24 protein-coding genes and 2 pseudogenes are annotated in these 26,702 nt (G+C 60.2%); 8 read left to right on the forward strand and 18 right to left on the reverse strand.

Features of this window, described 5'->3' with window-relative positions:
* Positions 1-16: 16 nt before the first annotated feature.
* From AC5I5I_RS12950 to AC5I5I_RS12975, 6 genes are all read right to left on the reverse strand, one after another.
* Positions 17-820 (reverse strand): heme ABC transporter ATP-binding protein, encoded by an 804-nt coding sequence (locus tag AC5I5I_RS12950; protein ID WP_495973588.1) that lies wholly within the window; start codon positions 818-820, stop codon positions 17-19.
* A complete protein-coding gene (locus AC5I5I_RS12955; RefSeq protein ID WP_495973590.1) occupies positions 817-1,908 on the reverse strand; it encodes a FecCD family ABC transporter permease in 1,092 nt (363 codons plus the stop codon). Before AC5I5I_RS12955 ends, AC5I5I_RS12950 begins: the two co-directional genes overlap by 4 nt.
* Positions 1,905-2,861: a heme/hemin ABC transporter substrate-binding protein gene (locus AC5I5I_RS12960; protein WP_495973592.1), complete on the reverse strand. Its 957-nt coding sequence runs from the start codon at positions 2,859-2,861 to the stop codon at positions 1,905-1,907. Before AC5I5I_RS12960 ends, AC5I5I_RS12955 begins: the two co-directional genes overlap by 4 nt.
* 11 nt (positions 2,862-2,872) lie before the next feature.
* On the reverse strand, positions 2,873-3,046 hold the full coding sequence (locus AC5I5I_RS12965; protein WP_495973896.1) for a hemin uptake protein HemP: 174 nt from the start codon (positions 3,044-3,046) through the stop codon (positions 2,873-2,875).
* A gap of 255 nt (positions 3,047-3,301) precedes the next feature.
* On the reverse strand, positions 3,302-5,686 hold the full coding sequence (locus tag AC5I5I_RS12970) for a choice-of-anchor D domain-containing protein (RefSeq protein WP_495973594.1): 2,385 nt from the start codon (positions 5,684-5,686) through the stop codon (positions 3,302-3,304).
* Between the two features lie 335 nt (positions 5,687-6,021).
* Entirely contained in the window at positions 6,022-6,447 is a 426-nt protein-coding gene (locus tag AC5I5I_RS12975) for a RidA family protein (protein WP_495973596.1), read from the reverse strand.
* A gap of 354 nt (positions 6,448-6,801) precedes the next feature.
* Here AC5I5I_RS12975 and AC5I5I_RS12980 point away from each other — a divergent pair, with 354 nt between their 5' ends.
* The gene (locus AC5I5I_RS12980; RefSeq protein WP_495973598.1) at positions 6,802-7,869 is read left to right on the forward strand and encodes a C4-dicarboxylate TRAP transporter substrate-binding protein; all 1,068 of its coding nucleotides are present in this window, start codon (positions 6,802-6,804) and stop codon (positions 7,867-7,869) included.
* A 100-nt stretch (positions 7,870-7,969) separates the two neighbouring features.
* The gene (locus AC5I5I_RS12985) at positions 7,970-9,913 is read left to right on the forward strand and encodes a TRAP transporter large permease subunit (RefSeq protein ID WP_495973600.1); all 1,944 of its coding nucleotides are present in this window, start codon (positions 7,970-7,972) and stop codon (positions 9,911-9,913) included.
* 42 nt (positions 9,914-9,955) lie between these two features.
* Here the strand turns inward: AC5I5I_RS12985 and AC5I5I_RS12990 are convergent, their stop codons facing one another.
* The 5 genes from AC5I5I_RS12990 to AC5I5I_RS13010 all read right to left on the reverse strand — a co-directional run bounded on the left by AC5I5I_RS12990 (position 9,956) and on the right by AC5I5I_RS13010 (position 14,637).
* Complete coding sequence (locus AC5I5I_RS12990) at positions 9,956-10,417, reverse strand: RidA family protein (protein WP_495973602.1); 462 nt, start codon at positions 10,415-10,417, stop codon at positions 9,956-9,958.
* A gap of 143 nt (positions 10,418-10,560) precedes the next feature.
* On the reverse strand, positions 10,561-10,950 hold the full coding sequence (locus AC5I5I_RS12995; RefSeq protein ID WP_495973604.1) for a RidA family protein: 390 nt from the start codon (positions 10,948-10,950) through the stop codon (positions 10,561-10,563).
* Between the two features lie 847 nt (positions 10,951-11,797).
* Positions 11,798-12,811 (reverse strand): VOC family protein, encoded by a 1,014-nt coding sequence (locus AC5I5I_RS13000; protein WP_495973606.1) that lies wholly within the window; start codon positions 12,809-12,811, stop codon positions 11,798-11,800.
* 11 nt (positions 12,812-12,822) lie between these two features.
* Complete coding sequence (locus AC5I5I_RS13005; protein ID WP_495758302.1) at positions 12,823-13,602, reverse strand: SDR family oxidoreductase; 780 nt, start codon at positions 13,600-13,602, stop codon at positions 12,823-12,825.
* A 54-nt stretch (positions 13,603-13,656) separates the two neighbouring features.
* Positions 13,657-14,637, reverse strand: a complete 981-nt coding sequence (locus tag AC5I5I_RS13010; RefSeq protein WP_495973608.1) for a Bug family tripartite tricarboxylate transporter substrate binding protein — start codon at positions 14,635-14,637, stop codon at positions 13,657-13,659.
* Positions 14,638-14,785: 148 nt separating this feature from the next.
* Between AC5I5I_RS13010 and AC5I5I_RS13015 the strand changes: the two genes are divergently transcribed.
* Together AC5I5I_RS13015 and AC5I5I_RS13020 are read left to right on the forward strand one after the other, a co-directional pair.
* Entirely contained in the window at positions 14,786-15,580 is a 795-nt protein-coding gene (locus AC5I5I_RS13015) for a short-chain dehydrogenase/reductase (RefSeq protein ID WP_495758507.1), read from the forward strand.
* A gap of 24 nt (positions 15,581-15,604) precedes the next feature.
* Entirely contained in the window at positions 15,605-16,258 is a 654-nt protein-coding gene (locus AC5I5I_RS13020; protein ID WP_495758508.1) for a cysteine hydrolase family protein, read from the forward strand.
* 41 nt (positions 16,259-16,299) lie between these two features.
* On the opposite strand, the gene AC5I5I_RS13025 is transcribed toward AC5I5I_RS13020, so the two are convergent.
* The 3 genes and pseudogenes from AC5I5I_RS13025 to AC5I5I_RS13035 form a co-directional block, all read right to left on the reverse strand.
* Complete coding sequence (locus AC5I5I_RS13025; RefSeq protein ID WP_495973898.1) at positions 16,300-16,749, reverse strand: FCD domain-containing protein; 450 nt, start codon at positions 16,747-16,749, stop codon at positions 16,300-16,302.
* An 84-nt stretch (positions 16,750-16,833) separates the two neighbouring features.
* A pseudogene (locus AC5I5I_RS13030) lies at positions 16,834-17,004 on the reverse strand (GntR family transcriptional regulator); the annotation flags it as partial.
* An 87-nt stretch (positions 17,005-17,091) separates the two neighbouring features.
* Positions 17,092-18,201, reverse strand: coding sequence for an alcohol dehydrogenase catalytic domain-containing protein (locus AC5I5I_RS13035; protein ID WP_495973611.1), 1,110 nt, complete (start codon positions 18,199-18,201; stop codon positions 17,092-17,094).
* On the opposite strand from AC5I5I_RS13035, the gene AC5I5I_RS13040 reads away from it, so the two are divergent.
* The 4 genes from AC5I5I_RS13040 to AC5I5I_RS13055 all read left to right on the forward strand — a co-directional run bounded on the left by AC5I5I_RS13040 (position 18,200) and on the right by AC5I5I_RS13055 (position 21,782).
* Positions 18,200-19,360, forward strand: a complete 1,161-nt coding sequence (locus AC5I5I_RS13040; protein ID WP_495973613.1) for a TRAP transporter substrate-binding protein — start codon at positions 18,200-18,202, stop codon at positions 19,358-19,360. The two genes, AC5I5I_RS13035 and AC5I5I_RS13040, sit on opposite strands and share 2 nt — an antisense overlap.
* A gap of 79 nt (positions 19,361-19,439) precedes the next feature.
* Positions 19,440-19,964: a TRAP transporter small permease gene (locus tag AC5I5I_RS13045; protein ID WP_495973615.1), complete on the forward strand. Its 525-nt coding sequence runs from the start codon at positions 19,440-19,442 to the stop codon at positions 19,962-19,964.
* Positions 19,965-19,972: 8 nt separating this feature from the next.
* Positions 19,973-21,235, forward strand: a complete 1,263-nt coding sequence (locus AC5I5I_RS13050) for a TRAP transporter large permease (RefSeq protein WP_495973617.1) — start codon at positions 19,973-19,975, stop codon at positions 21,233-21,235.
* A gap of 13 nt (positions 21,236-21,248) precedes the next feature.
* Entirely contained in the window at positions 21,249-21,782 is a 534-nt protein-coding gene (locus AC5I5I_RS13055) for a cupin domain-containing protein (protein WP_495973619.1), read from the forward strand.
* Between the two features lie 428 nt (positions 21,783-22,210).
* Here the strand turns inward: AC5I5I_RS13055 and AC5I5I_RS13060 are convergent, their stop codons facing one another.
* The 4 genes and pseudogenes from AC5I5I_RS13060 to AC5I5I_RS13075 all read right to left on the reverse strand — a co-directional run bounded on the left by AC5I5I_RS13060 (position 22,211) and on the right by AC5I5I_RS13075 (position 26,675).
* A complete protein-coding gene (locus AC5I5I_RS13060; protein WP_495973621.1) occupies positions 22,211-23,071 on the reverse strand; it encodes an amidohydrolase family protein in 861 nt (286 codons plus the stop codon).
* Positions 23,072-23,261: 190 nt separating this feature from the next.
* A pseudogene (locus tag AC5I5I_RS13065) lies at positions 23,262-23,564 on the reverse strand (amidohydrolase family protein); the annotation flags it as partial.
* A gap of 351 nt (positions 23,565-23,915) precedes the next feature.
* On the reverse strand, positions 23,916-24,944 hold the full coding sequence (locus tag AC5I5I_RS13070) for a ketopantoate reductase family protein (RefSeq protein WP_495973623.1): 1,029 nt from the start codon (positions 24,942-24,944) through the stop codon (positions 23,916-23,918).
* Between the two features lie 54 nt (positions 24,945-24,998).
* Positions 24,999-26,675: a GMC family oxidoreductase gene (locus tag AC5I5I_RS13075; protein ID WP_495973625.1), complete on the reverse strand. Its 1,677-nt coding sequence runs from the start codon at positions 26,673-26,675 to the stop codon at positions 24,999-25,001.
* Between the last annotated feature and the right edge of the window lie 27 nt (positions 26,676-26,702).

The following is a 26,702-nucleotide window of genomic DNA, read 5'->3' on the forward strand; positions in this document are numbered from 1 at the left end:
GCGAGGCCGGCCTACCCTATACCGGCACCGTCGGTCGGGCAGAATGAGGCAGTGAAAATGGAACCGAGGCGGGTGGAAGTACACCGACTGCGGACGTAACGCCAAATACGTCGGACACATTGCTCTCGGTGATCGTTTGGCCTGGCGGCCCATCGCGCACGACGCGACCGCTTTGCATGATCAGAATGCGATCGGCAAACATAGCCGCCAGATTGAGATCGTGCATCACGGCAACCACCGCGACCCCGCGGGCAACGCAGCGCCGCGCCGACGACAGCAGATCAAGCTGATGGCGAAGATCGAGACTCGACGTCGGTTCGTCGAGCAACAGCAGGCCCGGTCCATTCTTCGCCTCGCCGCAAGCCAGCTGGACCATCACCCGCGCGAAATGCGTTCGTTGCTGTTCACCCCCCGACAGGGTGTTCACGATGCGGTCACGCATGTCGAGCAGATCGACCTCGGACAGCGCCTGCTCGACCATCGCTTCAATCGCCGAGCCGGTGCGCTCGCCTGCACCCATGCGGACGACTTCTATCACCGAAAACGGAAAGGCAACGCTGACCGTTTGCGCCAGCACCGCTCGGCGCAGGGCCAGCTCACGGGGGCTGTAATCCGCAGGGGCGCGTCCCATGAGCCTGATAACACCGGAACTCGGCGTGCGGTCGCCGGAGATGACCCGAAGCAGCGTCGATTTGCCGGCGCCATTCGGTCCGATCATGGCAACGGCCGAGCCCGGCGCGATCCGCAGCGACACGCTTTCGATCAGCGCCTTGCCCGGCAATCGCACCGCGATCTCGCTGGCTTCGACGAGCGCGTTCATAAGCCAATCAGCCCGCGCTGCCGCAGCAGGATTGACAGAAAGACCGGCGCGCCGACGATCGCGGTCAGGATTCCGATCGGCACTTCAGCAGGCGCGGCGAGCGTGCGGGCCAGCGTATCGGCTCCAAGCAGGAGGATGGCGCCAAGCACAGCGGACGCTGGCAGCAGCAGCCGATGGCCGGGGCCGATGACCAGGCGAAGCAGGTGCGGAACGACGATTCCAACGAATCCGATGATACCGGCGAACGACACCGCAGCGCCGGTCATCGCCGAAACCAGCAGGATGGCACGGCGCTTCAGCCGTTCGACTTCGACCCCCATGTGAAACGCTTCGCTTTCACCCAGCACGAGCAGGTCGAGACCGCGCCCGATGCTCGGCACCATCGCCAGCATCGCGAAGACAAACGGCGCAAGGATCGACACCTTGGTCCAGGTGGCGCCGCTGATCGAACCCAGCATCCAGAAGGTCATATCGCGGAGCTGGCGGTCGTCGGCGGTAAACACCAGCATGCCAATCCCGGCATTCGACAGCGATGCGATCGCCAACCCGCCGAGCAGAAACACGGCGATGGAGGTCCGGTTCTCTCGCGTGGCGATGCGATAGAGCAGCATTGTCGCCAGTAGCGAGCCTGCGAACGCGGCCGCCGGCAGCAGCCAGATCGACAGATGCATGCCGCTCGCCGTCAGCAGTCGATCACCGATCACGATAACGACGGCGGCGGCCAGCGCGCCGCCACCGGCGACTCCGACCAGCGCTGGATCGGCGAGCGGATTCCGAAACAAGCCCTGCATGATGGCGCCAGCGGCGGCCAGCAAGGCGCCGATGATCGCCGCCATCGCGATACGCGGCAGACGGATGGTCCACAGCACCAGCCGGTCGCGCGCCAGTAGCGCTGGATCTCCGTCAACCCCGAACCATCCGAGCGCCGCCGGAAGGCGCTGCAGCGGAATGCCCGCAGCGCCGATGGTGGCCGCAAGCGCGGCCACGACAAGCAGGGATATGGCCAGCGCAAGCACAAGGGTCCGCCGCGCTGCGGGCGAATGCCGCAATCGCCCGAAGCCGCGATGCGATACGTCCGCGACGCTCATCGGTCGCAGGCGGGAGGCGCAGCTGGCGGAGCCACGCCCAAGGTCTGCGGCGGCTGCAGGTCGGGATAGAGCTTCTGCGCCAGATCACGCGCCGCCGACGCCGTGCGCGGACCGAAGCCGAGCAGATACAGACCGTCCATCGCGACGAAGGCGTTGCGCGAGGCGGCCGGCGTCAGCGCAAAACCCGGGTGCGCGAAGACCTCCTTCGCGGTCAGCGGGTCAGCGCCGCCACGCACCATGACCAGCACCGCATCGGGCTGAGCCGCGACCACGGCTTCGTCCTCGAGCTGCATGTAGCCCTCGAACTGGTCCGCGGCGTTCGTTGCCCCCGCCATGCGAATAATGCCATCGGCCGCAGTCTTCCGGCCGGCCACCATTGCGCGACCGTTGACGAAGGACATGACGAAGACCACGCGCAGAGGCCGGTCGATGCCGGTGCGCCATTGCTCCAGCGACTTGAGGTCGCGACGGACGCGGTTCGCGAGGCATTGACCGCGCTCTTCAAGATGCATCGTCTTCGCGATCAGCTCGATCTTGCGGAGAATGCCATCGCCGGAATACTCATCCCCAACCATCACCATCGGCACGCCGGCCGAATCCAGCACGGACAGCGTCTGTGGGGGGCCGGCACCATGCAGCGCCAGGATCAGCGTCGGCGCAACGCCCAGCACCCCCTCGGGAGACAAGGCGCGCATATACCCGACATTCTTTTTCTCAGTCAGCGCACGGGGCGGAAACTGGCTGGTCGAGTCGACCGCGACGATCCGCTTGTCGGCACCCAGTTCATAGAGGATTTCGGTGATCGAACCACCGACCGACACAATGCGCGCGCTGTCCCCGACCACGACTTCGCGACCGCCCGCATCCGTCACAGCGACGGCCTGAGCCATCGCCGGCATCGGCATCAGCATCGCGGCGAACAGCGGAAGGCTTGCAAGTCGGCGCAGAAACATAGTCGAGCCGTTTACTTTGTCAGGATGAGTTTGTTCTGCGAGGTGAGGCGAAGACGGTAACGATCGGCACCATGCGCAATGACGATTTCGCGCACCGAAGCGAAGAGGTCACGGCTGTCGAGTTGATTGCCGGCCAGCGTCAGCGTGCGCGCGACCGACGACGATGCGGGGCTCAGCGGGGTCATCTTCGCGTTATCGTGGTCCGCCATCACTCGAGCCTTTGCGGCACAGTTTTGAGCGCCTCCAAGAAGCGCATCAGTTTAGATCGATTTTAAGCAGTAAAATCAATGACTTGAGTGAGCTACACGCGAGACGCTGCGATCGCAATATGAAAGTTGCGCAGGACGGGTCTGCGCCAGAAACGCCAGCGGGCGCGGCGAGCATCCCGCCCGCCTGCGCCCCTCTTTCAAAGATCACACACTGGCTGCGGAAACTGACGCTCACTGCAAGTCAAAATCTGTGGCCAGCACATGGGCCCCGTTCGTGAAGGTGGCCAGCAGCACCGCCGGCTTCTTGCCGGCGCCGTCCGCATCCCACCACAATTTGCTGGTGCTCTCCTCGAACAGGAATTGGCCGTGATCGGTGGCAGTTGCGGTCACGCCACTTACATTACTGACGAAGTAGTCGTCGGTGACGAAGCCGTTGAGATCGAGACCGGCGAAGAGCTTGAACCCGCTCTTGGAAATGCCGATCAGATCCTTCCCCGACACGAAATCGGTGATGACGTCGCCGGTCTTGCCGCCGTCCTTCACGTTGAGGAAAACGAAGGTGTCGGCACCGAGCCCGCCAGTCAGCGTATCGGAGCCGCCATTTCCGATCAGCCTGTCGCTGCCGGTGCCACCGTCGAGTGCATTGTCCTTCTTGTCACCCGCCAAGGTATCGTCGAATGCAGAACCGAGGAGGTTCTGGATATTCTTGTAGGTATCGCCGGCGGCCTCCCCGGTGTTGCTGGTCTTGGCGCTCATCAGGTCGGCTGTCACACCGGTTTCGGCATTGGCGTAGCTGGCCGTGTTGATACCCTTGCCGCCGTCGAGCTTGTCGGCGCCCTTGCCGCCTTCGAGAATGTTGTTCTCGGCACTCCCCGTCAGCGTGTCGTCGTGATCCGAGCCAACCAGGTTCTCGATCGAGGTGTAGCCGTCGCCGGCCGCAAAGCCGGCATTCTTCTTGGGACTAATGAGGCTTGCGACGACACCGGCTGTGGCATTGGCATAACTCACCGTATCGATGCCTGACTTGCCGTCGAAGTTCTCCGCATTCGCGGTTGCGTCAAAGACATCGTTGACCCCGTCACTACCGACGACATTGCGCGGACCGACCGTTCCGGTGACGACAAAGTCATATTCCGAAAGCTTTCCGGAATTGTTGTTGATGATGATCTTCGCCGAGCGCGTGCCGGCGATCGTGGTGTCCATCTCGACATCGAACGAGATGGACTCGCCGCCCTGCAGCACCACTCCGGTCAGATTGGTCAGGAGCGTGAAGCCCGAGCCGCTCAACGTGGCGTTGCTGATGGTCAGCGGGGCCGCGCCTGCGGCATTGCTGATCGTGAAGGTGCGGACCGGCGGCGCATCCTCGAAGCCGACACCGGCATCGAATTGGGTGTGGTTGGCGATGGACGCCTTGTTGGAATTGTCCTTGATGCTGACGCCGTTGCCCAGCACGTTGATCTTCGGCTCGACGACAGAGCCGGAAACCCTGAAGTTGAAGACTCCTTCGTCCGCATCGTTGGTCTTGAAGCTGATATCCCCGCCGAAAATGCCTACCTTTCTGGTGTCGAGTTGCACATGGAACGTCGCGGAGCCCCCCGGAGCGATGCTCGCCGGCAGTGTCTGCCCCACCAGCGAGAAGCCTTTCGGCAACTTGAGCTTGGAGGTCGAGAGCGCCTCGTCGCCGCTGTTGGTCACGGTGAAGGTGTGAATGACCACATCTCCGGTGACTGCGGCGCCGAATGAAGTGCAGTCCGCTATTCCCGGATCGGAATCGCCGTCGGCGATGTTGAATCCGTTGCCTGACACCGACACTTCCGGACCGGGATCCGGGGGCACAACGGCGTCAAACTCAAAGTAGCTTTCACTCAGCGATCCGTTGAAGCCGGTCAGCGTCAGCGAATTGCCGCCACCGAAGTTGATCACCGTGTCGCCGCCAGCCACCGAGGAATTGGCCAGGACCTGCGAAAAGCTCGCGTAGCCCGAGGTGATTCGGATCACATCTCTACCAGCTTCGAAATCGGTGATGGTGTCCGCACCTTGCGCGTCATAGATGAAGGTGTCGTTGCCGGTACCCCCGGTCAGCGTGTCGTTTCCGCCTCCGCCGCCAAACGTGTCGTTGCCGTCGCCGCCGTCGATGACGTCATCCTGGGCAAACCCGGAGAACGTATCGTTACCGCTGCCCCCTATGAAATTGATCTCGTTACTGTTCAGCAGACTACTGAGGGTACCAATGTTTCCGTTCATCGCGTCCCAGAGAAGATCCCGGGCGGAGTTGCCGGACGTTATCCCGGAAATCCGCATGTCCATCTGCGATAACTGAAACGATCCGGAACCGTAGGTCAGACCATAGCCGAACGTGATCGCGCTGACGGAACCGCTGACGTCATGTGTCGCCATCGAATAGGAAAAGCCGCCGGTGGAGTCGAAGACCACCGCTTGCTTGGTCGGATCGCCGAGAAGGTTCGGAGCTTCGGTGGTTGCAAATTGCGAGCCCGACATGGAGCTCGGGTTACCGTCGAACCAGCCAAACCCCGAGCGCGCGAAGCTCGCGTCGAACTGAGCCAGATAGGCCGCTACATTAATGCCGTTGATGCCAGCGGTAATCGTAATTGCCATAGCCAGGCCTCCTGCGATGAAGGAACCGCTTGGCTGGCTTGTCTGGCTTGCTAGCGTCGATATGCAGATGTCTCTGCAGAGCTTTCGGTCTCACTACACGTGGTAGCGGGCAGTCGGCAATCTATTTTTCTTGTTTGGATTTATTCTTAATCCAAGCCGGTCGTCTGAAGCCCTGATTGTTTTTGGTGAGTTGCTACTGCAACGCAGGAACGCCGCAAACGATCGACAGCCCGCAAATCTATCCGCCTTATCGTCGGGAAATATCGGATAGCTCGAAGTCTGAGATTCCGTTTGGCGCCGTTTGCAACTGTCATCACGATCCGCGCCGCAAACTCTTATCGTGGCGCATTATCGCGCGGGACATAGAATGTCCCTTCCACCTCGAAGATGTCATCCTGGTTCAGTTTCGCGACTTCCAGGATGGTGCGAGGCGGGTATGGACCGCCGGCCCATAACTCCTCTTGAACCTTATTCACCAGAGGACGCCTCAGCGGCATGTCGGTTACATAAACGACGAGACGCACGGCATCGCGCAGATGCGCTCCCTCTGACGCGGCGATCGCCTGCATGTTGAGAAAGCCCTGACGAATGCGTGCTTCGTCTCCGTCAACCAGCCGGTTGGTCGCGGGATCGATACCGCGCATGCCGGCGACAAACAGAAAATCCCCGGCTCGCGCAGCGAGACTCCACGTGCCGGTGGGCGCAATGGCGCCAGGCGGCGTCAGAATGCGGACACCGTTTTGCGAAGCCGGCGGGGTCATTGCGCAACCTACCTTGAATATTCAGTCCGGTCGGGACGGTTGGATCGAAGCACGCTTGGGCGCTCGATGCCAAGCCTCGATGCCAAGTCTCGATGCCAAGTCTCGCCGCAAAGTATCGCAGCCAGAAATCGCACGCACAGATCGCATTGAGCTCGCAAATTGCCCATCCGCAAATTTTCATGATGTGGCAATTGGAATGCCCGCTCATCCGCCACCTCGCGACGCGGGCCCTGCCCGCAACAACCGGCTCAAGTGTCGCATTTTGCTTTCCGGGGCTCGCTCAGGAACGAAGTCCATGCTTCAATGAGTGCAAGGGTCGGCACTCAAGTTCGTCTCGAGATAGGGAAGAAAGACATGACGCTGAAAGCATTGGTGTTCGCGGCAGCCGCGCTCGCCTGGACCTCGGCCGCGAGCGCGCAGACCGAGACAATCCGGCTTACGATTGGATCGAGCCACCCGCCGGTGATCCCGTGGGTTCTGTCGATGAAGAATACGGTGGTCGCGAAGGCCAACAAGGCGCTCGAAGCCAAGGGATCGAAATACCGCATAGAATGGAACGAAGCCTATGGCGGCGTGCTGTTCAATTTCGAGAACACCATCGAGGCCGTCGAGCAAGGCATCACCGATTTCGCATGGGTGGGTACGCTGTGGGAGCCGGCCAAGATGCCGCTCCACAATATCGGCTTCGTCACACCCTTCGCCAACGACAATCCTGACATCATCGTCAAGGTGATGGATGAATTGTCGACCAAGAATCCGGCCTTCATCAAGGAATGGGAATCCAACAACGCCGTGTTCTTCTCGACCACGACGTCCGACAGCTATCAGCTGTTCACCAAATTCCCGGTCAAGACGCTTGCCGATCTGAAGGGCAAAAAACTGCTCGCAGCCGGCGCGGTTGGCGCCTGGGCTGAAGGTCTCGGCGCCACGTTCGTCAATGCCGGAATTCCGACCTTCTACAATGCGCTGCAGACCGGCGTCGGCGACGGCGTCATTCTGATTCCATCGGGCGCCATTCCGATCAAGCTCCATGAGGTGGCGCCGTACGTGACCATCGTCAATCTCGGGGCGGTGGCGTTCGGAGGCTTCGCCGTCAACAAGCAGAAGTGGGAAAGTCTTCCCGCCGAGGTCCGCGATGTGTTGAAGCCAATCGCGCTCGAATACGCGATGGAAAATGTTCGCATCGTCAAGGAGCGCGAGCAGGCCGGCATGGCACGCATCCAGAAAGAAGGGGCGAAGATCTCGACCCTGCCGGATGACGAGCGCAAGCGCTGGGCGGATGCCATGCCGAACCTCGCGAAGGCCTGGGTCGAGGACAATGAGAAGAAGGGTGTGCCTGCCCGTCAGATCATGAAGGAATACATGGACGCGCTGCGCAAGGCTGGTGCCAAGCCGCTCCGCGACTGGGACGCGGGTCTCTGACACCGAACGGCGATCCCGCGAGGGCCTCGCCGGACCTTCACGACGCTATCCGGGCGCCGGCTGATGCTGGCGCCCGTTTGATTACAAACGGCGCTTGAACATGGATATTCCGGTCAAAGAAACCCGGGCCGAAAGCCTCATCGGCCGCGTCGACGCAGGCTTCAATTCCCTGCTTTCGGTCGTCAGCTCGATCTGGATCTTCGCCATCATGGCGTTGATTTGCCTCGATGTGGCGATGCGCACGTTCTTCAACGCGCCGATTTCGGGCGTGGTCGAGTTCGTCGCCCTGTCGGTGGCCGGCTTCGTATTTCTTCAATTGCCGGGCGCCATCGCACACCGGCGATTGTTGCGCGCGGAAATGATCATCGAACCGCTGGAAAAACACGCGCCGCGCGCGGCGGCGATCTTCAACCTGGTCTACATGCTGGTCGGGCTGTTTCTGTTCTGCAAGATCCTGCAATGGGCCTGGCCGGATTTCGTGAAAGCCTGGAATTCGGACGAATTCGCCGGAACGCCCGGCGCCTATAAAATTCCGCTGTGGCCTTTCAAGCTTGCGTTGATCGTGGGGTGCAGCTTCTCGCTGGTCCAGTTCGTCAAACTGTCTGTGCAGGAATTGACCCTCCTGATCCGCCGCGATCCGGACAAGCCGACCGATGCCGCGAGTCTGTTGGCCGGCCTCGTTTTCCTCGCCGCCGTCGTGGGTTTTCTGGCCTTCATGTTCAGTACCGATCCGCGGCCGATCAATGTCGGCATTTACTGTTTGTGTGCGATGCTGGTTCTTGTCCTGCTCGGCATGCCAATTCCAATTGCGCTGATGGGCATCTCCTATCTCGGTATCTGGATCGCGCGCGGCGGAGAATTTTACGCGCTCAACACGCTCGGACTTGCAGCCTCGAGCGCGGTCGGCTCTTACGAGTTCGGCGTCATCCCGCTTTTCATCATGATGGGCGTGATCCTGGAAAAGGCCGATGTCGGCCAGGATGCTTTCCAGGTCGCGGCCGCGCTACTGCGCCGCCTGCGCGGCGGCCTCGGCATGGCCACCGTGTTCGCCAACGCGATCTTCGCCTCCATCGTAGGCTCTTCGGTTGCCTCCGCCGCCGTGTTCAGCCGCATTGCCGTACCGGCGATGGTCGATCACGGCTATACAAAGAAATTCTCTGTCGGCTGCGTTGCCGGCTCCTCGGTGCTTGGCATGCTAATTCCGCCGAGCCTTCTGCTGATTATCTACGGACTCGTTGCCGAACAATCCGTCGGCCGCCTGTTCATTGCGGCGATCGTCCCCGGCATCATTCTGGCGATCGCGTTCTGCATCGGCATCTATCTGATGGCGGTGTTTATGCCGCGCTTCGTTGGCGCGCCGCGTCCTGCCGCGGACTTGCCGGTTATCGGCTTTGTCGAAATGCTGGCGAAGCTCGCGCCGATCGCCCTGCTGGTGGTTGCGGTGATCGGCGGCATCTATGGCGGCATTTTCACACCAACCGAGGCGGCAGCGATCGGCACCGCCATCGCGTTCGTTATTGCGCTGGTGCGCCGACGTCTCGACTGGAAAATTTTCAAGTCGATCCTTCTCGAGACCGGCTTTATCTCGGCGGTGATCCTGTTTCTGATCGTCGCCGCCAACCTCTATACTCGGCAGGTGGCTCTCACCGGCATCCCGAGCAAATTCGCCGACTGGGTGACCGGTGCGGGCCTCGACATGACGGCCTTCCTCGTGGTGCATGTCGTCGTGGTGTTCCTGCTCGGCATGATCATCGACTCGGTGTCGATCCTGCTGATCGTGCTCCCGATCATGCTGCCGGTTCTGGACGCGCTGGACGGCAACAAGATCTGGTTCGGTATCGTGACCACGATCGCCGTGGAAATCGGCCTGCTTACGCCGCCGTTCGGATTGTCGGTCTATGTCGTGAAGGGTGTGCTGCCGAAGGATTTCGTCCCTCTCAACACCATCTTCGCAGGCGCGTTACCGTTCGTCATCATGATGACGCTGGTCACGCTGCTGGTGATGTTGGTCCCGGATTTGAGCCTGTGGCTGTTGTATCGCTGATTATGAACAAGATCGCACAATGCCGCAGCGACGTCTCTGCTGTCACTTGGGAAAGACCGCGATCATGTCGAGCTCGACGCGAGCACCCGGAGTAGACAGCTGGTTGACGCAGACCGTGGTGCTTGCTGGAGTCCAGTTGCCGAAATACTCGGCCAGGACCTCGACCATCCCATCCATGTCGCGCATGTCGGTCAGGTATTTCGTGACCTTGACCACATCGGTCCAGGTCAGCCCCTGATGGTCCAGAATACCCTTGACGTTTTCCATCGCCAGCCGGGTCTGGTCCTTGATGCCGACCGGATGGTTGTGCTCATGCAGTTCGTGCGGATGCTTGTGGTAGAGCGGCGACGGAGTCGCGCCGGAAATAAAGAGCAGATCACCGGGCGACTCGATGCGAATCGCCGGCGCGTAGGGCATATCCTTCTTGCGAGACGGATTGGTCTGAATGTCCCCGATTGAAGGGTTGGTGGGAGAAACCTGAAAGGCTGGCCCGCGAACGGTCATTCCGGAAGCTCCAATAGCGCTGACGGTTCATTCGGCCCGAACGTTCAACGGGCGCAGCAGCAGATTGTCTACTCACCTTCGGCTTGGCAATGCCTTTGCCGCGATTTCACTGCGAATAGCGCTTCGCATTTCACAATGCCCAACTAAACCTTGGCGGCGACCGTTTCCATCTCGACCACCCAGGCTGGATTGGCGAGACGGCTGACAACGACCCATGTCGACGCCGGGATATGGTGAGGCTTCAGATATTTCTCGCGATGCACCTTGAGGAATTTAAGTCCTTCGGGGTCGGTCGAATAGACGTTGAGGCGGACGATGTTCTCCGGCCCCATCCCGGCATCGGCGAGAATGGCCAGGGTGTTCTGCCAAATCTGATCGTGTTGTGCTTCGAAGCCTTCCGGCAAGGTTCCGTCAGGTCGGACACCGACCTGTCCCGCCGTGTAAAGCCATCGCGCGTTGGGGGGCACCTCAACACTGTGGCTGTACATGGCGACCGGCGGCGCGATCGTTTTCGGATTGCTGGTCTTCAGCATTGGACACCTCCCTGTGAGCCAAGAGAGATTGCCCGGTCCAGCCACGAACTTCCATAGCCCTGCAAAAACGACGCATGACCGCGACGTGGTCAACGCCGGTCGCCTGCAACCATGCAATGGGAGTTAGCGCTCAGCATCAGTCAGGTCGATGACGGCATGTGGCTCGTAAATCAGGTCGCCTGAAGCCAAAACCGAACGAGTCAGAACCGTCATAGAGTCAGGCTGCAGACCTTCATGCACATGGAGAGAGATGCTTGCTCCGCATCGACAATCCGTGCGGCGCGAGATTGTCGCCCATGTCTTGGGCGCAATGTGTTCGGGAATGCGATCTGTAATCTCTGTGTTCGGGCTGGACAAACAGAAGCAGTTGGTGCCGGCGGAGGGATTTGAACCCCCGACCACCCACTTAAGAGGCCAAAATTTCAATCGTTTCAATGTTTTACATAAGTGCCCCTCAGTGCCCTCTTTTGATGCGGATGGCACCGGTTCGACGGGCCGTCTTACGAAACTGAGTCTGCCGATGAGAATGCACCTCAAGCTGATCGGGTGGAGCGTCTCGAAGGGGATTGAAACGAGACAATTGCAACCCGCGTGCAACCTGCATCGCGAGGCGCGAGCCGGCGAAGGATCGTACCTCACGGTTGCCGGCTTCGAGGGCTTCCAGTCAACGCCGCGACTTCGGATGTAACTTGCGCAAGAGGGTTCGCATTGAATGCCGCAAAAGCGATAAGGCGATGCGACCGCACCTTGAGGCAATCGGGTCCAATTACTTATCTGCTGCGTGGTTTTTAGCCCCTTGATCAACCGATGGCGGGCCGCCATGATCCGCTCGACATAAAATTGCAAATCATTTCTGGATTGTATCGGCGCTGCCACGAAGCATACCTTCGAGCGTCGCAGGGCCGGCACCTTTCGTCGGATCTGTGGGTGTGACGCCAGCGAACAAGCTCGCCTCCTCATACCAGCGCTCACGCGGGGGAAAACCCCAAGGCCGGTTCGCAAGATACGAGACATCCCAGCGCACCGGCTCGTTCTCGATATCCATGCATTGATAGTGCGTGGTGAAAAGCTCCACCCGGTGCCCGTCCGGGTCGCGAAAATACACAAACAGCGCATGTCCAGGCCCGTGACGGCCGGGTCCATATTCAACGTTTTTGCTGAAGCCCATGCGTCCTGCCACATCGCAGGCATGAATGATGTGGCTCGCATCGGGTACCGTGTAGGCGAAGTGGTGCAGCCGCGGACCGGAGCCGTTGGCAAATACAATGTCGTGCGGATTGCCTTTGCGCTGAAGGAAGATGAAAACGAGATTGTCGGTGCCATCAACGGCCACGTATTCGGACAACCTGAAGCCAATCTGCGTATAAAAATCCGCTGCAGCCTGCACTTCTGGCGTCAGAATCTGGAAATGGTCAAGCCGGTGCGGCGCACCTGCGCGGAATTGATCGAATGCGACAACCAAGCGAGGCTTGACGTCCATACGCGCGCATAACTCAATCGGCGCGCCGCTCGCATCGTTGAAGCGCAAGGTTTTGCCCTGATGTGGCGCCTCGACCCAACGGCATGAAATTGAACGCCTTGATAGCGTATCGAAGGCGGCATCGAGGTCGGACTCCGAGTAAACGCGCATACCGACCCGTTCGCACACAGTGGCATCGGACTTCCGGATCACGAGGCTGTGGTGGCACGACTCCTCCAGTCCGCGCAGATAAAGCGTGCTCGCGTCCTCGTCGCTTACAATCAAACCAAGCATGTCGACGTAAAAGGCGCGTGCCGCCGCAAGATCGCGGCTGGTGATGACCACATGACTCGCGCGGGTGACATTGAACGGGGGCGGATAAGCAGATTTCGGTATGGTCATGTCGAGTTGGCTCAGATCAGGGCCGGATAGGAGCCGCCATCCAGATGGAGATTCTGTCCAGAGATATAGCCTGCATAGGCACTGCATAGAAATGCACAGGCCGCACCGAATTCCTTCGGATCGCCAAGTCGCTTCGCTGCAATTGATTCGACTTGGCGTGCCCGCGCTTCTTCGTACGAGATGTTTTCACGTTTCATCGTGGCCTGAGCCATTCGATGCTGGCGGTCGGTATCGAAGCGTTCGGGGAGCATGTTGTTGACTGTGACGTTAAACGGGGCCAGTTCAAGCGAGAGGCCCTTGAGCGCAGCGGTAAGCCCTGCGCGCGCGCCGGCTGACATCACCATGTGGGGACGCGGCGCGGTCACCATGGCGGAGGTAATGTTGACAACACGGCCGAACCGCCGCTCCTTCATCTTGGGAACCATCGCTCTGACCAGCAGCAAAGGCGCAATCATGTTGGCTTCGAGCGCCTGCACCCACATGTCATGATCGACGTCGGCAATAAATCCCGTGCCGGGCCCGCCATTGTTGGTGACGAGGATGTCGGGGTCAGGGCAGGCGTGAAATATCAGATCCCGCCCCTCAGCTGTACTGAGATCGGCAAGAATGGCCGTCACCGTTCCCTGCCCGATCTCCTTAACCTTGCGGACCGCGTCGTCGAGTGACTGCCGCGTTCGTGCATTCAAAACCACATTCACACCTTCACGGGCCAAGGCCTCGGCACACGCCAAACCGAGCCCGCGACTTGAGCCGCAAATCAGCGCGGTTCGTCCTTCGATACCCAAATCCATGTCCGCAAATCCGTGGCGTTCGTCTGAAGGCTGGCAGTAGGCCGTGGTGGCCGCTTATTGTTTGGGTATGCCCGCATCGTTGACGGTTGTGGTCCAAATCTGCAATTCGCGCGCCACGCGGTCTCGCATCTGCTCGGGCGATGTAGGCTCAGTATCGCCGATACCAGACAAGCGCTTGCGGACCTCCGGATCGGACAACCCTTTCCGCACTTCGGCGCTCAGCCTTTCACGCACAGCCGGTGGTGTCCCGGATGGTGCGGCGAGCCCAAACCATGTGCGAACATCGTAATCCTTGATGCCGAGCGCTTGCTCGACAGTCGGAACCTCCGGGAGGCGATCAAGCCGCTCGTTGGAAGTGACAGCGAGGGCGCGCAACTTGCCCGACTGGATGTTGCCGATAGCAAGCGTCGGTGTAGCAAGCCCGAACTGAACTTCACCCGCAAGCAATGCTGTGTTCAGCGGCGCGTCACCGCGATAGGGCACGTGCTGCAGCTTCGTGCCCGAGCGCTGCGCCAGCAGTTCGAGCGCCAGATGATGCGTGGTCCCCGGCCCGGCGCTACCGAAATTTATCGTGCCCGGTGCATATCTGGCCTTTGCAATCAAATCCGACAATGTCTTGAATTCGGAATCGGCCGGCACCACGACAATAAATGGAGCCGAGACAATGCTGGATATCCAGTCGAAGCTTTTCACCGTATCGAACGGCAATGACTTGAAAATCGCGCCATAAATTGAATGTCCGCCAGGCGTGACGAGCAGCGTGTGTCCATCCGCCTCGCTGCGGGCGACCTCGCCCGCAGCGATGGTTCCAGCTGCGCCCGGCTTGTTCTCGACGACAACCGGTTGCCCAAGTCCGCGCGACAATGCCTCGCCAACAACGCGCGCTGACGTATCGACGCCGCCGCCCGCCGGGAAACCAACAACAATCTTGATCGGCCGAGATGGATAATTCTGGGCAAGCGCCGACCCGCTAACGATCGTCAAGCAAACCCATCCCAGAGCAATTTTCACGATACTGAATTTTCCAGACAGCATTCGGTTGCCCTCCCTGATCCGTCGTCTTGCGCTTTTTCGCGCGTTTACAGCACGCTAGACGTCATTTCGATGGATGGCAATATATTCGAAACTCGTTGTCATTTTCGAATTATAAGCTAAGACACGCTGGCGCAACGGGAGGCCGAGAATGGATCTGGGGTTGAAGGGACGCAACGCGCTGGTGACGGGATCGTCCAAGGGCATCGGCCTTGCGATTGCTCGCGCCCTCGCGGAGGAAGGCTGCAATGTTATCCTCGTGTCGCGCACCCGATCCGACGTCGACGCCGCAGCTTCGCAAATCCGTTCAGACTTCGCTGTCGATGCGAGAGGATTGGCCGCAGATCTCAGTGTAAGCGGCGAGGTGAGACGAGTCGCCGCTGAAGCCGGTGCGGTCGATATCCTCGTCAATTCGGCTGGCGCGATCCCCCGGGGCACCTTGCTCGAGATCGATGAAGAGCGTTGGCGCAAGGCTTGGGACCTGAAGCTCTTCGGTGCCATCAACCTCACCCGCGAGATCTACGGCCCGATGTGCGAGCGCGGCCGTGGCGTCATCATCAATATCGCAGGTCTCGCGGCGGAGCGTCCCGACGCCCATTACATCGCCGGGAGCACGGCCAACGTGGCGCTTTCCATGTTCTCGCGCTCGCTGGGCGGCGACAGTATTCGGTATGGCGTACGCGTGCTCGCCGTCAATCCTGGACCTGTAGAGACCGAAAAGCACATCAAGGACACGCGCCGTCTCGCCAAGGAAAAATTCGGAGACGAGAACCGCTGGCGCGATGTCATGGCCGGGTTGCCGATGAAGCGCGCGGCCACTACTGATGAAGTTGCATCGATCTGTGTTTTCCTCGCATCGGATCGTGCCGGATATATCAGCGGATCCTCCTTCCTGGTGGATGGCGGCCTTCTCTCCGATTCCGCTGTGGGCGTAAAGCGCGGATAACTCGCGAAGAATGGACGTAACAGGATGAAGGGCCTCATCGAAAACCGTCTCCGCGACCTCAGCGCGGTTGATCCAAAGCGCACTGCGGTGCTTGCCATTCACTGGCAGGTCGATGTGGTCGCGCCCGAAGGTGTGTTCGGCAAAACCTTCGCGCCCACCGTGGAAGCATCCGGCGTCATTCCCCGCACAGCCGAAGTTCTGGACGCGGCTCGCGTGGCCGGCGCAATGGTGGTCTACGTCAACGTGCAGTATTGGCCCAACTATGTCGGTCATGTCCGTAACAACGCGCTGTTCAATTCCGTGGTGGAGAAAAAGGGCTTTATTCGCGGGACGCCGGGCGTCGACGTCATCGCTCGGCTAAAGCCACATGCCGGCGACGCTATCGTAGAGCACAGCCGCATCAGTTCATTTCACGGTACTGATCTTCTCGATATGCTGATCGGACACGGCATCGAGACCGTGGCGGTCACAGGTGTCGCTACCAATGTCGCGGTCGATCACACCGTGCGCGACGCGGTTCAATATGGCTTTCGTACGATCTTACTGGAGGACTGCTGCTGCTCCTCGGACCCCTCTCATCACGAGGCTGCGCTGCTGACGCTGCGAGTTCTGTCCACCGGCATCATGACGTCCAACACGTTCATCGGACTTTTGGTCGGCCAAGCCGAGCGTTTCTGAGCTACCGAAACAGAGCGGACCGATCAATCGAACGTGGCGTGTCAAACGCTCTTGCGGCTCTGCTTTAGGGCGGGCACATTCCGCACGACATTGTCGACCGTGCTCCTGATATGCTTCTCACCGAGATCACAAGCCAGTTCAACGTTCCGCGCCAGCACTGCGTCGGCAAGCGCCTGATGCTCGGCGCCTACGTCGCGTGGCGACCTCCGATACATCCGGCCGAGACTGCGATATCGTTCCGCCTGATCGAAAAGAGTGCCGCGAAAATGAAGCAGCCATGGCGACCGGCAAGCTGACACAAGCGCGTAATGGAAACGCCGGTGCCGCCCGGGCCAATCCGGCGAACGCGTCGGTGGGGTATCTCCGGATATCAGCTTCATCAAGAGATGTAGTGACGTCACGATCTCTGCTTCCCATTGATCGTCGCCGTGCCGGATCGAATCTTCCAGCGCCTGAAGTTCAAACTGGACGCGCAGGTTGGTGATGTCCATGAGGTCAGCTGCCGAAACCGGAGCAACCGTGAAGCCGCGGTTCGACTCCGAACGGACAAATCCCTCCGAAAGAAGATGCAGGAGCGACTCCCGCAAGGTTCCGATACTGGCCTGATAGCGATCCCGCAGATCCTCGAATTTCAGCCGATCGTTGGGCTGGAATACGCCGGAAACGATGTCCTCGCGGATCTGCCGTAGCACGTCGAAGGACGAGGTTGCCTCCGCGTCAGTCCGAGGAGCGCTTGTGATCGACACGAATCCGCGCGCGTCCAGCCCTTCGGCCAAGGCCGGCGCCTTCCGCGGTCGTGAGCTGGGGGAGGTCAAAAGCCTGCTCCGATTCGGTCAGGGAACGATGACATAGTTGCTAAAACCGCCGTTACGATCGGACAAGCCCGAAATGGCGTGGTTGACCTGTTCCAACGGGAAACGCTGATGCTCGAACACCGACATGTCGAGCAAGCCGGCGCGCGCAAGTTCCGCCATCTCCTGGCCTTGGGCCGCCGTGAACCAGTTCGACCCGATGACTTGGATCTGCTCGTCCATCAGCCAGTGAATGTCGAGCGGCAATGTCTCGGCGACGGCGCCGACATTGACTGCCCGACCGCCTCGCCGGACCGATTGCAGGGCGTCGACCATGGTGCTCGCTGGCGCACCGGGCCCGAGCGCACTGATCATGAAATCGACTCCCTCGCCGCCTGTGCGCGACTTAACCCACGCGGACGTCGAGCCGTCATCGAGCGACTGAACCTCGATGCGGTTGGGCGCGAGCGCCTTAACCCTCCCAAGAAGCTGGCGGTTGCGGCCAGTGCCGAAGATGCGCGTAATCCCCATCGCAAGACCGAGAAGGGCGGCACCGAGCCCAAGCGTACCGCTGATCCCATCCACCAGCATGGATTGGCCAGCAACAGCCTGCGCCTTCTTCAAGGCCCCATATGATGTGCCGGTATATCCAAAACGGGCGGCCTGCTCGAAGGTCACGTTATCCGGCAGCTTGACCAGCGCATATTGCGGCGCAGTCATGTATTCGCAGAACCCACCATACGGATAGATGTCGTAGATTTTCTGGGCATCTGGGCCGAAACCGAAGTAGCCGTTGAACACGAAGTATCGGCAACGATTGCGCTCGCCACCGCGGCACATCTGGCAGGCACCGCACGACCGCAGCGGATTGACATAGACTCGCTCCCCCACACGCACGTCCACGACCTGGTCGCCGACTTCGACCACAACACCAGCGGGATCCAGCCCGAAGATCGCCGGCAGCTTGGGCAGCGGAAGTTGCGGAAACCACTTCGTCCAGTTGGCAAGCACATTGCCTAGATTGGGCACCATTCCGCAGGCCTTAACCTGAACCAGCACATCAGTTGAGCCAGGTTTCGGCACCGGGATCGTGTCAATCGTCATCGGCTGACCCACCGCGTGCATTCGCGCGGCCCGCATCGTCGTCTGCATGTTGAAATCCGGCCTCCGTGACACCCGCAATCAGGCAATATTCGACAAATACATGATTTTCGAAAATATTGCCATGGGTCGAAAACTATGGGAAGGTTTTTCCCAGACGACGCAACGAGCGCGCAAGCGCCAAGTCGCATGGGAGGAGATTATGAAAACAGCGTCACAACGACTGGCTGCAAACTTGGTCGCCGCGGTCTTCATCGCCGCCAGCGCAGGCTTCTCTCACGCCGCCGACTTCACCATGAAAATCGGCTTCGTCACTATCAACGACCAGAATCAGCAATGGGCCAACTGGTACAAGGAAGCCGTCGAAAAGGGCAGTAACGGGCGCATCGAAGTGCAGATCTTCCCGGCAAGCCAACTCGGACCTGTTCCGCGACAGATAGAGGGCGTGCAGCTTGGGACCATCGAAGCCGTCCTGCTTCCGGCCGATTTCTTCGTGGGCCTTGACCCACGATATGGCGTGTTCAGCATTCCCGGCCTGTTCAAGGACATGAAAAACGCGGCTGCCGCCATCGCCGATCCCGCGCTAAACAAAGAAATTCTCGATCTCGGCGAAAGCAAAGGCATGGTCGGGATTACCGCCTTCGTCTATTCGGCGGCCGATTATTTCGGCAAGGATCCAATCCGCAAACTCGACGACTTTAAGGGCAAGAAATTCCGCATCAATGCTACCCCCGCCGAACGCGAGCGAATGCGCGTACTGGGCGCGACCGCGGTACCACTGCCGACTAATGAAGTTGTGCCCGCCCTGCAACGGGGTGCGATCGACGGCACCCAAAGCGCGATCGCCCTTTTCGTCAACTTCAAATACAGCGACCTAGGCAAGGTTCTCACTCAGACCGACGATACGATGCTGGTACCGATTGCTGTGGTCAGCAAGGCGTGGCTCGACAAGCTGCCGCCCGACCTGCAAAAGCTGGTGATCGATGAAGGCCGAAAGTTGCAAGGCAAGGTTCAGGCGCGCTCGTTTGAGGTCGTCGATGAAATGCGCAAGAAGTGGATTAACGCCGGCGGCGAGATTGTGACTTTGCCGGCCGCGGATCAGGCCAGACTGACCGAGATTCTGAAACCGGTTGGCGCCGAAGTGACCAAATCAAATCCGGCGCTGAACACCTTTTACAATCGTATAAAGTCAGTGGTGGAAAAGAACTGAAGTCGCAGGTTATCGAGACCGCGTCTGCCTGGGGGTGCCTGTCCAGGCAGGCGCGTTCGACACGCTGAGTGCCGATCGGATGGATCAACCGAGTATATCTCGCTTCTGCCGACTTGTTTTCCGTCAGCTTCCGCTTGGGCTCGCGGCCGCGTTGCTGGCAACCGGCGTCACGATCAACTTCATTAATGCGGTCGGCCGCTATTTCTTCGGGGCTGCGATTTTCTGGGCTGAAGAAGCCATGGTCTTTCTTGCGATCTGGGCCGTATTCCTGGCCGCTATAGCGGTCGCCTATGATCGCGCAGAACTTGCCATGGACTTCTTCTCCTCTTGGCTACCGAAGCGATGGAAGCGGTTGGCGGACGCGGTCATGACGAGTGCGACGGTTCTCGTGTGCCTGTTCATGGCGACACAATCACTTGCGCTACTGCGCATACTCATGCGCAACGGCCAGAATTCTGTGGCGCTGGACGTTCCGATGGCAGTTCCACAGGCCTCCCTGACGTTTGGGTTCGTGATGATCGCGGGTGCCGTCACGGCCCGATTCCTTCTGAACGAGAAAGATGCCGGACCGTTAGGACCAGGTCGCGTTGAGACCGGCTTATGACTTGGGCGATGACGCTGCTGCCCGCTGCTCTGCTGCTTGCGGGCCTACCGATTTACATCACACTACTGGCGACCTGTGCGATCGTTATCGTGTTCTTCTATTCGATTCCAGCGACCGCGCTGCCACAGATCATGTTCGGGTCGCTGGACAATTCCGCGCTCCTCGCGGTGCCCTTTTTCATACTGGCTGGCGAGATCATGGGAACTGGCGGCATCTCCCGCCGTCTGGTTGATTGGTCGAGGTCGCTGTTCGGCGGCACGCGGGCCAGTTTGCCGATCACGACGATCTCGACCTGCGTGGTGTTCGGTTCTATCTCCGGCTCATCTGCAGCAACCGTAGCCTCAGTCGGCCGGATCACCTACAGGCCGATGATCGAAGCCGGCTACGATCGTAAGTTTGCGGTCGGACTTCTGACGGCGTCTGGGCTGATCGACAACATGATCCCGCCGTCGATTGCGATGATCCTGTTCGCCGCGATCGCGGAGCAGTCGGTGGTAAGCCTGTTTTCCGCGGGAATCGTGCCGGGCATTTTGTTCGCGCTGGCCTTTGCTTCCTATGTCTGGGTCAAGGGCCATCGCAGTGCAGTGGATCAACCGGAGCCTTTCAGCGTGCCGCGGCTCATGGCGCAGACTGGAAATGCATTCTGGGCGCTAGGTTTGCCGGTCCTCATACTCGGGGGAATCTATTCCGGGATTATTACCGCGACCGAAGCCGGGGGCGTCGCATGCGTCTATGCCATCCTTGTATCGGTTCTGATCTACCGCGAAGTCCGCTGGAACGACCTCGGTAATTTGGGGATGCGCGCAAGCTACATCACCGCGCAGGTGATGATCGTGCTGGCGGCAGCGGGTGTTTACTCTTGGCTTCTCACAACCAGCGGCGCGGCCCCGGCGATCACCGCTATCTTCAAGCAATGGGCGCTGGAACCCTGGTTGCTATTGCTTCTTATAAACGTATTTCTTCTGCTTATTGGGATCTTTCTCGATCCGCCACCGGCCATCCTTCTCCTCACGCCGATCCTGATGCCGATCGTCAAAGACGCCGGGATCGACCCGATTCATTTTGGCGTGGTGATGACGGCCAACCTAAGCATCGGCTGCTTCACGCCGCCCTTTGGTGTGAACATCTTCATCGCGCAGGCCGTATTTAAGGAGCCTGTTGGCGTCATCTATCAAGGTGTGCTGCCCTTCATCTGGCTCAGCATCGTCGTGCTGATGCTGATTACCTACATTCCATTCCTGTCACTTGGGGTTCTCAGATGGATCGGATAGCTGGAGACCGCCGATGATCGTCCGACGCATCGTTACAGGCCGAGACAGCCAAGGCAAATCTGTCATCGTGCATGACGGTACACCGCCATGGTCGAAGGACTTTGAGCATACACCGGGTTTCGCGTCGTCATTCGTTTGGGCGACCTGTTCCGATGTGAAAGCCGATGCGACCGATCCAACCGAAGTGGCGACCACAATCGTCCCGGGCCCCGGCGGCAGTTCGTTTCTCATAGTGACCTTTCCGCCGGACTCGGTGATGACCGATCCCACCTTCAACCCGGAGGCGGCCGGCCGCGAACACGCGGAAGAATCGCCAGGACTCGTCGATTGCTTCGAGCCGGACGCGCCAGGGATGCATACGACGCCAACCGTTGACTACGGTATCATACTGGAGGGCGAAATCTGGCTCGAACTTGATGACGGCAAAACTGTTCACCTGAAAAAGCACGATGTCGTCGTACAGAACGGAACTCGGCATGCATGGCGGAATAACAGTTCATCCCCCGCGAAAATGGCGTTCGTTCTGATCGGTCAAACACATAACTAAAGCGACCTCACGAGCGCCGTGAGGCGGCCAGCTACGTCAACGAAGGCTGGGCAAATTACCCGACTCCCCTTCACCTCTCTCTTCAACGCGCGTGGACGTGCGGGTCCAAGTTCCTGCCTCGACCACCCGCCAACCGAGCGAGCGTCCGACGTTACGGAGTGCGTCGGGACGGTATCGAGAGATCATTGAAGTGGTCGCGGTTACTACTGCGGTTACACAGAACCTGCCATCGAACAAAGTGACCGCCACAGTAGGCGCGCGAGAATACCGGAAGGCGCGCTCTTTTGACAGATCGGCACGTCGTATTCGGTTGCATGCCGGTTACAGATCCCTTAGCGAGGAAAGTCCGCTTTGTGCCATTAGGCGACATCGCAACGCCTTACACGACTGATTCTCAAGTGCATTTAAGCATTTCGACGTGAAGCCATTCAGGCGGCCCGCAGCGGCAACAAGCCAAAATCGGTGAGAATGCGCTCGCCGGATTTTTGCAGAGTAGCTTTCTTGTCCGCAATTTGTTCATGGAGCAGCTTGCCATCCCGCTTTACCGCTCTTCCTTCGACTAGAACAGTGTCGACATTAGCGACGCCAGCCTGCATCACTACGGAGGCGGCCGGATCCACCACCGGAAACATGTTGAGGTCGCTCGCACGCAGCAACAGAATGTCGGCCTGCTTGCCGGGGGTAAGGGAGCCGACACGGTCTTCAAGACCAGCCATCTTGGCGCCATTGATAGTGGCCCACTCCAGCGCTTGACGGCAGGTAACCGGCATCGCCATCGGCCGGCTTCCGGTTTCGGCCAGGATTTCGAGCGTGCGACGGTGGCGTTCATGCTGCAGTGTCATCCGCATCGCGCTGAACATATCGCCGCGCGCCGCTGGCTCCACGTCCGAGCCGATCGACACGGCCGAACCGCAAGCACTCAGCACGCCGGTGAGCGGATCGCCGTAGCCCATCTGCAGCTCAATCTCGGCGGTGACCGTGAACTGGCCGCCTTGATCGGCTATGGCGCGGATCACATCGTGCTTCATGTCGTTGCCGTGGACGATATTGAAATTTTCGTCGACCAGACCTTCTTTCAGCAAACGTTCAAACCCATTCGGCTGCATCGCGCTGCCGCCGCCGACATGCATGCTGGCAATCAGATCGAACTCCCGCGCCAGGTGGACGTCGGCCCGGGTCACCTCCCATATCGAGTAATAGGGCCCAAGGATCGCTAGCCCGAAGGTGATCAGGCCATCGTCGCTGGCGAAGCGGCCCTTGCGCAACCGCGCGATCTCCGCCCGCGGCATCGGGACTTCGCTGAAATGTTTCTGGCCGGGTTTGGGATCGGGCTTCGGCGAGCCGTGTAGAAATACTGCGCGGGCGCCGGAATCGGTGAGCCCAGCGATGGCAGCATCGGTGTGTTCGGGCGTGACACCAATCGACTAGCGTGGTCGTTCCGGAGTTGAGTTGATTGAGAGCGCCCATGAGGTTGGCAATGTAGAGGTCGTCGGGACGATAATGGCCGGCAAGCCCGCCATGCATGGACTGCATGTATTTTGGTACTGTCCAATCGCCGGCAATACCGCGCAGCGCGCTTTGCCAAGTGTGAACGTGTGCGTTGATCAGACCGGGTAGGACGATCATCCCGGCTGCGTCAATCGTCTCGGCGCCGTCCGCACTCAGCGACGGCGCAACCGCAGCGATCTTGCCGTCTTCCACAAGCACATCACCATGGGGTAGGTCCTTGATCGCCGGATCCATCGAGATGATCGACCCACCCTTGATCAGAATCCGACCCATGCGCGCCTCCCAGGCAAACTAGCCACCCGTCCAATATACCAAGCCGCTGTGGAGTCGAAACCGGGGTTTTCGACATGGGTCACAAGCGGACGTCTTCCTAGAACGTATCGGACCGAGTGTGGCCCCGAACCACCCAGCCATTCCAAGCTACTCCCCTAGCTTCTCACTTCAACGCGTGGGCGCGTGGGGGTCCAAGTTCCGACCCCGACCACCCGTCGGTCGGCGCGGGCCGACGTGCCGCAGAATGCGTCCAGACGGTATGGTCGCAAAGCCGCCGGGGCAAATATTCGTCAAGCATCGCCTCCTCTGCGGCGACGCCACACTGCATGTCCGTATTGAGGCGCAAAACACCTATCGAATTCTAGCTTGCAACAAGGCGAGATTGGACGGGTCAGGCCGTAACATTCCGCTTTCGATCTGGTGCGCCAATTCGACAACAGCTGCATTGACCGGCGCCGCAGTGCCAAGTCGTTCTGCTTCTTTCACGACACAGCCGTTGAGGTCGTCGACCTCGCTGTGCCGGCCTTTCATCCAGTCCTGCAGCACCGTGGTCTTCGTGTTGGGCAAGGTGAACCCCGCCAGCAACGTATCGAGCAGCATCTCCACCAACCGATTGGATTGCCGCACATCTTCGGGAGACAGGCCGAAGATCGGCAGCACCGGATGCCCGAGCGCACGGCCAGTATCGAGCGCTTCCTGACCGGATCGCACCATCAGTTCTCGCATTTCTGGAATCCTGGCAGCCTCGTGAATCGGCAGCCCGAGCACCGCGGTCGTCACGAGCGTCGTCGCGTTACTGACGAGCTTCATCCATTTGCTGGCCCGGATGTCGTCGGCATAGGCCACGGCGCCGGAATGCTTGAGCAGATCGCCGACCTCGGTCTCGCGCCCCTTGGTCGAAGGGTCAATTCCGCCAACCGCAAACCATGAGCGCGGCGGCGGCGAGTCCCGCATCACGACGCCAGGATCGAACATCGTGGACGAAATCTCGATCACGCAGCCAATCGTGCGGTGGGCGCCGACGACGTCCGCAACGACGTCGATCGTCATACCGTTCTGCACACCGGCGAGAAGACCGTCTGCCTTCAGATACGGCTCGATAAGCTGGCAGGCCCAGCGCGTGTCGTACGCCTTCATCAGCAGAAGCACGATGTCAAACTGGTGTCGGAATGTGCAAACGTCACACAGGTTATAGGCACGGACCGGCGTCACCTGCGTCTCGTCGGGCATCTCGATCCTGATCCCGTTCCGGCGCATGGCATCGACATGCTCGGGCCACTGATCGATCAGGACAACGTCCAGGCCGGCGCGTGTCAGGTCCGCGCCGATCGATGCACCATTCGCTCCGCTTCCGAGCACGGCGATTTTCTTACCTGGCATTCTCTCTCTCGATTGCTGAAGGAGGTGGACATTGTAGGCCGAAGCGCCCAGGCCTTACGCCTCGGACGCGATCAGCTCCGCGGCCCGCTCTGCGACCATGATGGTGGTCAGATTGGTATTCGCGCTCGGCACCGACGGCATGATGGATGCGTCGACCACCCGCAAATTGCTGACACCATAGACACGGCAGGCGCTGTCCACGACCGCCATCGGATCGTCGTCGCGGCCGATTGAACATGTGCTTGTCACATGGCCCATTGGCGCAATGGCGGACAGGATGTCCTCATCGGACAGGGGCCGCCGGCCTGACCTGTTTCCGATCCATCTGCCCGGCCGCAACATCCTGCCGAGAACCGTGCGGCTCATGGCAGACGGCGCATCGAGGACCAGCTTCGCCGCCTGTCCCAGGAGCGCCCCGCGGATGCCCGGCTTGTTGAATTGGTCCAGCGCCATGACCGGCGGCAGCAGGAAGGCATCGCGGAACAGGTTTGCAGTGTCCGCCGTAAAGAGGAGTTCTTCTGAGAAACGCGCAGCCTTGATAATCCTCGGCGCGTCTCGCGGATCTGACAGCAGTCCGAACGAGATGTGCGGATGCACTCCGGCGTCCCGGCTCGACACCGTGACCTGTCCACGGGAATAAGGGGCATAAAGGCCGGCTCCGACCATGGCGACACTCGGTCCCCAAGCGCGCGCGCTGACCCGGCCGATCAGGAAGACCAGCATGTCCGTGGGCGGGCAATCGTCTAGCCCGGACGACAGCCGGATGCCGGCGATCGCGAAATTGCGCAGCGCCTGGCTTTGGCGCGAGCGCGGCGGAAGCGTCAGCGCGATATTCAGGTAGACGTGATTCTGAAGCCGCTGCCCGACGCCGGGGCGGACCGTTACCGGCGTGACGCCGATATTCCGCATCTGATCTTCCGGTCCAACCCCGGAGCGGATAAGCATCGCCGGTGAATGAATGGCGCCCGCCGAAAGGATGATCTCGCGCGCGCTCACATCCTTATCCTCACCACCGCGGGTCAGGGTAACTCCGACGGCCTTGTGGCCTTCGAAGCGGATCGTCTTCACCAACGTCCCGGTCATGATTTGGAGATTGGGCCGGCGGCGGACGGACTCGGTGAGATAGGCGCCCGCGCTCGACGACCGTTCCGTCGCGCTCTGACTCACCGGCATTGGGAAGAATGCGTCGCCTACGGATTCATTGATGTCTTCGGCGACCGGCAATCCCTTCGCTATCGCCGCGCGCTGGAATGCTTCGGCCACCGGAGACCACTCGCTCCTCGGCGCACGCCGTATGGTGTAGGGTGCTGCCGAGCGGCGCTGGCTCATGTCGCGGTCCAGATCGTTCTCGAATTTTCGATACACGCGGAGGGCGTCGTCCGCATCCCAGCCGTCGGCACCGGCGGAGCGCCATGACGCAAAATCCGTAGGCACGCCGCGGAGCGCCCACATGCCCATGATGCTCGAGCCGCCCCCCATGATCCGCGCCTGCGGGAACGGATAGAGCGGCCCGCCCGGTGTCCGTCGCGCGCGCAGCCCCGGCCAGAAATAGGCGGGGTTCAATGACGAGCGCGGGAAGATATCCGAAATGTCGGCGGGCACCGCGTCGGGCGGCGTATCGGCACCGGCCTCGACCAGCAGAACGCGTGTCGAAGGATTTTCAGACAATCGCGCCGCGAGCACGGCACCTGCGCTACCGGCGCCCACGATCAGATAATCGGCATCAGGCATTCAACCGTAACCCTGCGGCATCAAAAT

It is taken from the genome of Pseudorhodoplanes sp., from assembly GCF_059499825.1.